Raw genomic sequence first — 5,033 nt, forward strand, 5'->3', positions numbered from 1 at the left:
ACTGTTCTCCATCCCGGCCCGGCACGCCCGCACCGGCCGCCGCCGCCTGCTGCACCTGGCCGCCACCGCGCCGTTCACCGCGCTCGCCCTCCAGGCCCTGAACGCACTCGCCGAGCTGAGCGGGCCAGCCGCGGCGCCGGCGCCCGGCTGACCCCCGGCTCACCGTCCCAACGACTGGAGACCTCACCGGACCGTGGAACCGGCGCCCACCCGAGCGACATCGGCCGATCCGTCACACCCAGATGCGATCCTCACGTCCACGCGGGACCAGAACCCCGTCGACCATCGACATGATCATGACCGTGAAAGATCCGGGTTAGCTCAGACGAGTAGATACAGCGCCGTGCCTGGTTCCTGCTTGCGTCGCGCGCGAGGGGTCCGGTGAGGGCCGGTGGTGTGCCGTGAGAGTCGCCCACGACTGGCACCAAGTGGGGGATCAGGGGATCAGCTCTCCGTCATCACGGCGGATGGTGAGCGTTCCGGCAGCCTCCATGTCCCGGATGATGCGGACGACGTTGGTCTGGGCTTCCTCGACAACGCGCATTCGGACTGGTCCCAGTAGCTCAATCTCCTCCGTGAGGCGCTCGGCGACGCGGGCAGACAGGTTTCGAGTGACCTTCTCCTGGACCTCAGGACGAACGCCGATGAGCGCAGGGGCGAGGTCGTCCGGTCGAATCTCTCGCAGCACTTGCTGCAGCGTTCTGTCCTCGATGATCACGATGTCATCGAAGATGAACAGCCGGGCCCGAACCTTCGCGGCCAGCTCCGGTTCTGCTTCCTCAAGCCGGTGGAGGATGGAGCGCTCGGTCCCTCCTGACGCCCTGTTGAGGATGGCCACGAGGGCCTCGATGCCGCCACTTGCGGCGAGGTCCGCGCCCAACAGCGAGCCCATCCGTTGGCGGAGTCCGTCTTCGACAAGCTGCGCCGTGGCCGGCGGGGTGCCAGCCATCGTGCCGATTCGGTGTGCCACGACCGGCTGCTGCTCTGGAGAAAGCGACGCCAACACCTCCGCCGCCTGAGTGGCTGGCAAGTGCGCGAGGACCAACGCGATGAGCTGAGGGTGTTCTGTACGCAGGAAGGTGGCGAGCTGCCGGACATCGGCGTTGCGCATTGAGGCGAACGGACCGTCGTCCTGGCTTGCCTTCAGCCGGGTGAGGAATCCTTCGGCGTCTTCGGCGCCAAAGCCCGCGGTCAGCATCCCCCGAATGAAATTCTCGTCGCCCGGTCTGTAGAACTGCCCCCTATGCATCAGGCCGTGGAACTCGATCATGACCGCGTCGACCTCGCCTTGGTGGACGTCATCGAGATCGACCAGGGCGGTGGTGAGCTGTTGAACTTCGTGCGGTCGGAGGTGTTCGAGGATCCGCCCCGCTTCCTGGGGGCTCAGCTGAGCGAGGAGCAGAGCGGCTTCACGCAGTCTTGGCCGAGACGGCGATGGCCCGGGGGAACCCGAGGAGTTCCCCGTGCTTGCGGCCAGGACGCTGGCCATGATCACCCTCCGTTCGCCCCGGTGGAGGCCGGGCACTCCGTCCGCGTGGCGCACGCCAAGCCGGCGACCAGGTAGTCGACGAGGTGGTCGATGTCGACCTGCGTGCGCGGATGACTGGCGCGTAACCGGTCGACGGCCAGGCTCCGGAGCAGCCAGTTCAGGGTGTGGACGGCCGCGGCTGGCGCCTGGCCAGCCGCGGCCGCACGAGCCAGGAGCCCACCAATCACCTCGGCGAGCGGTTGGTCGAAGGCGGCGTGAACGGCCCTCTTGAGGGACGAATCCCATTCTGCGGCGCTGAGCACAGCGGCAATTGCTCGTTCGTCGGGGCTCAGTCCTCCCCGCCACGGCTGCAGCAGTGCTCGAAGATCACCGCGCAACGATCCGGTCGGCTTAGGGGGTGAAAAGGCGCGCACGCGTTCCAGCGCCGCGATCACCAGTTCGTGCAGGTCGGCCGCTTCGAGGAGCTCACCTGCGACGCCGGTGCGGGCGTGGATCTCCGCGGCCGTCAACCCCGAGTACCCGTAATCGGCCAGGGCGCCGAGGACGGCCTGCAGGACTTCGCGGGTGATAGGCGACTCCCAGCTGTAGCGGACTTCCACAAGCGCCTTCCCTCCAGGCGGGGCCGCGTGCTCGCAGCAAGCTCGGGCGTGAGCACCCACTGACGCCCGGAACGTAGGCCGCAGACCGCGGAACGCTTCCGTTCCGACTTCGCGGCGCGTCGTGCATGCTGCCTTTTAAAGCGCCAGGGGCCAAAGTCCCGATGACTACGGGTAGCGTCGACGTATGACGCACAGTAACGAGACCGGGGCGTTACCTAGTGGTGAACAGGGCAGTGGGCACCGCCGTTCTGGTCGGCCGATGGATCCGGAGAAGGACGTAGCCATCGCCGACGCCGTGTGTCACGTTCTCGCAGAGGTTGGCTACAGCCGGTTCACGATGGACGACGTCGCCATGGCCGCCCGCGTGGGAAAGGCTGCGATTTACCGGCGCTGGCCTACCAAGACCGACCTGCTGATTAGCTACCTTGAGTCGTCTGACATCGGGGCCTCCGCCGCGCCGGACCTGGGCTCACTTCGAGATGACCTGACTGAACTGTTGACCGGAGTTTGCGGTCTCCTGAACAGCCCGGCCGGCCGCGCCAACCGCACTCTTCTCGGTGTCATCCATGACGATCCGGCCCTCCTCGATGCCTACCGGCGGGGCCCGCTTAACCGCTGGAGCACCGCCTTCGCGAAGGTCTTCGCTCGGGCAGCAGCGCGCGGCGAGATGCGGCCTGAGGCTGCCACGTCAGTCCCCGCCGAGGCCGGCCCAGCGATCCTCATCACGCGATGGTTCGTCACCGGCCAGGAAGTCGATGAAGCAGCCGTGGTCGCCGTCGTGGACGAGGTGATGTTGCCACTCCTGTGTGGGACCTGAGCGAGCTCAACCGTCGCCGGCCCAACGGACGCTATGGGCGTGCGGTCGCTGCGAGGTTCCGCGGCGTGATGGCAACGGTCGTTCAACATAACGGGTGGGCGGTAGTCGAGCCGCGGAGTGCAGACGCTCAGCATCGAACCGGAGGATCCAAGGGTCGGAGGCCGCGGCGCTCGCCGGAGTCATCCCGGACATCATTGCCGGGCGCGCCGCCCACCGGCCAATGGTCTCTCTACCCCCGTCCTGAGCTGCGTGTATAGGTGTGGAAGGCCGTTGGCCGGCAATGGCGAGTTGTGGGTGTCCTGCGGACTTTCTGCGGACTCTGTGCGGACCAGCATCCGACGATGGTGAGAGCCTGTCTCATCTTCTGTGTAAGGGGTGTGACCTGACGTAGCCGTCCGGGATCTGCCCGGCCGGCGGAACAGGAGCACTCTTGACCACCATGACCAACGCCTCGACGCCGGAGCCGGCGTCGGGCGCCCCGGGCCCGGCCGAGCGGCTGGCCGGGATGCTGTCCCCGGAAGCGATCGACGGGCTGCTGGCCGACGCTGAGGCCGCCGGCACCGCGATCGACGGCCCGGACGGGCTGCTGGCCCGGATGACCAAGGCCGTCCTCGAGCGGGCCCTGGACGTGGAGATCACCGACCACCTCGGCTACGAAGCCGGTGATCGGGCCGGGCAGGGGTCGGGCAACTCCCGCAACGGGCACGGTGCCAAGACGGTGCACACCACCGCCGGCCCGGTGCAGCTGCAGGTGCCGCGCGACCGCAACGGCTCCTTCACCCCGCAGATCGTCCCGAAGCGCAAGCGGCGCCTGGGCAGCGTCGAGGACATGATCTTGAGCCTGTACGCCCGCGGCATGTCCACCCGCGACATCACCGCCCACCTGGCCGAGGTGTACGGCACGAGCGTGTCGGCGGCGACGATCTCGCGTGTCACCGACGTGGTCGTCGACGAGATCGCCGCCTGGCAGAGCCGGCCGGTCGACCCGGTGTATCCGATCTTGTACATCGACGCGATCCGGATCAAGGTCCGCGACGCCGGGGTGGTGGCCAACAAGGCCGCCCACCTGGTCGTCGGGGTCGATCTGGAGGGCCGCAAGCAGGTCCTGGGCGTGTGGATCCAGCAGACCGAGGGCGCGAAGTTCTGGTCCGGGGTGCTCACCGAGCTGCGCAACCGCGGACTCAAGGATGCCCTGTTCGTCTGCTGCGACGGGCTGACCGGCCTGCCCGCGGCGGTCAACACCGTGTGGCCCGAGGCGGTGGTGCAGACCTGCGTGGTCCACCTGATCCGGGCCTCGATGCGCTACGTGTCCTGGAAGGACCGCAAGGCGATGACCGCCGCCCTGCGGCCGATCTACACCGCCCCGACCGTGCAGGCCGCGGAGCTGGCCCTGGCGGCGTTCACCGACGAGTGGAGCACCCGCGCCGCTGGGGCGGTGCAGGCCTGGGAGCGGGCCTGGGAGGAGTTCACCCCGTTCCTGGCCTTCGCCCCGGAGATCCGCAAGATCATCTACACCACGAACCTGATCGAGAGCATCAACTTCCAGCTGCGCAAGGTCACCAAGGCCCGCGGGTCGTTCCCCAGCGACGAGGCCGCCCTCAAGCTGCTCTACCTCGCGCTGCGCAACATCAGCGACCAGCGAGGAGGTGAGCTCGGCACCGGCACCCACGGCTGGAAGACCGCCCTGAACGCCTTCGCCCTGCAGTTCCCCGACCGACTCCCCCTCTGACCCGACCTCTCCCATCAGGACCGGTCACACCCGCTTACACAGAAGACTCGACACCTCCTCCTTCTTCTCCGCGTGGATCAGTGCGCAGCGCTCGGCTACGGTTGCGTCCGCGCGAAGAAGGCCGCTGCTTTTTTTAGGAACTCGTTCTCCATCCGCAGGCGGCGGATCTCGTCTTCCATTTCCTTCACGCGCGCACGCTCCACCGGAGTCAGGTCGGTCGTCGGCTCCGGATTCTCACGGCGCCAGATGTTCACCCAGTTGCCGAGGGTGCCCTCGTTGATCCCCAGGTCGCGGGCGATCTCGGCGATCGGCTTGCCGGTCTCGAGCACCATCTGCACGGCTTCAGCCTTGAACTGCGGACTGAACTTCCTCCGCTGCTCGGGCATGAACGCATCCTCT

General features: G+C 67.6%; 5 protein-coding genes. 2 read left to right on the forward strand and 3 right to left on the reverse strand.

The window, feature by feature from the left end:
- Positions 1–436: 436 nt before the first annotated feature.
- Positions 437–1,489: a flagellar motor switch protein FliG gene (gene fliG, locus ACK586_RS25145; protein ID WP_409333269.1), complete on the reverse strand. Its 1,053-nt coding sequence runs from the start codon at positions 1,487–1,489 to the stop codon at positions 437–439.
- A 2-nt stretch (positions 1,490–1,491) separates the two neighbouring features.
- Positions 1,492–2,088, reverse strand: a complete 597-nt coding sequence (locus tag ACK586_RS25150) for a TetR/AcrR family transcriptional regulator C-terminal ligand-binding domain-containing protein (RefSeq protein ID WP_409333270.1) — start codon at positions 2,086–2,088, stop codon at positions 1,492–1,494.
- Positions 2,089–2,347: 259 nt separating this feature from the next.
- On the opposite strand from ACK586_RS25150, the gene ACK586_RS25155 reads away from it, so the two are divergent.
- A complete protein-coding gene (locus tag ACK586_RS25155; protein ID WP_409333271.1) occupies positions 2,348–2,905 on the forward strand; it encodes a TetR/AcrR family transcriptional regulator in 558 nt (185 codons plus the stop codon).
- 496 nt (positions 2,906–3,401) lie between these two features.
- The gene (locus tag ACK586_RS25160; RefSeq protein ID WP_409333273.1) at positions 3,402–4,634 is read left to right on the forward strand and encodes an IS256 family transposase; all 1,233 of its coding nucleotides are present in this window, start codon (positions 3,402–3,404) and stop codon (positions 4,632–4,634) included.
- A gap of 95 nt (positions 4,635–4,729) precedes the next feature.
- Here ACK586_RS25160 and ACK586_RS25165 read toward each other — a convergent pair.
- Positions 4,730–5,033 (reverse strand): transposase (locus ACK586_RS25165; protein ID WP_409333272.1); only part of this gene is annotated, 304 nt, incomplete at its 5' end.

It is taken from the genome of Trujillonella humicola (assembly GCF_046233715.1).
Lineage (GTDB): Bacteria > Actinomycetota > Actinomycetes > Mycobacteriales > Geodermatophilaceae > Trujillonella > Trujillonella humicola.

Bases quoted from the DNA above. Each gene is read 5' to 3' on its own strand.
- fliG (WP_409333269.1), bottom strand. From the start codon at position 1,489: ATGGCCAGCGTCCTGGCCGCAAGCACGGGGAACTCCTCGGGTTCCCCC.
- ACK586_RS25155 (WP_409333271.1), top strand. From the start codon at position 2,348: ATGGATCCGGAGAAGGACGTAGCCATCGCCGACGCCGTGTGTCACGTT.